Source organism: Gordonibacter pamelaeae 7-10-1-b (assembly GCF_000210055.1).
GTDB lineage: Bacteria > Actinomycetota > Coriobacteriia > Coriobacteriales > Eggerthellaceae > Gordonibacter > Gordonibacter pamelaeae.
Genome location: NC_021021.1, coordinates 608,643 through 609,699, shown reverse-complemented (window position 1 = coordinate 609,699; position 1,057 = coordinate 608,643). Strand labels below are relative to the sequence as shown.

The 1,057-nt window shown below is 71.8% G+C and carries 2 protein-coding genes; both read left to right on the top strand.

Features of this window, described 5'->3' with window-relative positions:
* A partial coding sequence (locus GPA_RS18765) for a hypothetical protein (protein WP_041238883.1) occupies positions 1-188 on the top strand: 188 nt, incomplete at its 5' end.
* The coding region (locus tag GPA_RS18760) for a helicase domain-containing protein (protein WP_462486141.1) at positions 185-1,057 on the top strand (873 nt) is incomplete at its 3' end. The genes GPA_RS18765 and GPA_RS18760, both read left to right, overlap by 4 nt.

Here is a 1,057-nt window from a genome sequence, read left to right as displayed (position 1 = left end):
GACGCGACCTGGCTATCGCCACGTACCGCGCGGGCGACCGCGCCGACACGGGATACCGGCGAGACCTCGCGGCGCTCGGGTTCGAGGAGGCTGGGCTGGGCACGGAGCTCGGTTATCCCGTGCAATGGTTCCTGCTGCGCGCGGAGCCAAAGGATGGAAGCGGAAGCGGAAGGAGGAGCATCCTATGAGCGAAAGGGAAGGGCACGACGCCGTCAAGGCGGAGGAGGAGGCGCGGCTCGCCGAGACGCTCGGCCTCGTGCGCGCCGCCCTCGGCGAGGCCGAGGCCCTGCATGGGCGGATAGAGGACGGCTACCGCGAGGCCAAGCGCTACCAGGTGGCGTACCGCGGGGAGATCGACCCTGCGGAGGCCTTCCAGAACGAGCTGGCGCTGGCCGAGGTCGACCGGCGCGCGGCGCAGTCGCACGAGGCGGCCGCGCAGCTGCGCAAGATGCTCGACGCGCCCTACTTCGCGCGCGTGGACTTCGCGGCCGACGGGGAAGGGGGGCCGGAGGCGTTCTACCTGGGGCGCTTCTCGTTCGCGGCGGAGGGCCGCACCGTGGTGTCCGACTGGCGCTCGCCGGTGGCGGCGCTGTTCTACGAGCACGACGAGACGGGCCCGGCTGCCTACGAAGCGCCCTCGGGCCGTGTGGAAGGCTTTCTTTCGCGCAAGCGCCAGCTGGGGGTGGAGCGGGGCGAGCTCGTGTATGCGGCGGACAGCGCCTCGAGCGTGCGCGACGAGGTGCTGGCGCGCGAGCTGGGGCGCGATTCCGACCGGAAGATGCGCGTCATCGTCGCGTCCATCCAAGCCGAGCAGAACCGCATCATCCGCGACGAGGAGCCGGGCACGCTCGTCATCCAGGGTGTGGCGGGCTCGGGCAAGACCTCAATCGCGCTGCACCGCGTGGCGTACCTGCTGTACCGGCGGCGCGGCGAGCTGTCGTCGCGCCACGTGGCCCTCCTCTCGCCGAACCGCGTGTTCGCCGACTACATCGCCGGCGTGCTGCCGGAGCTCGGCGAGGAGCCCATCGAGGCGTTCGACCTGCGCGGCGTCGTGGAG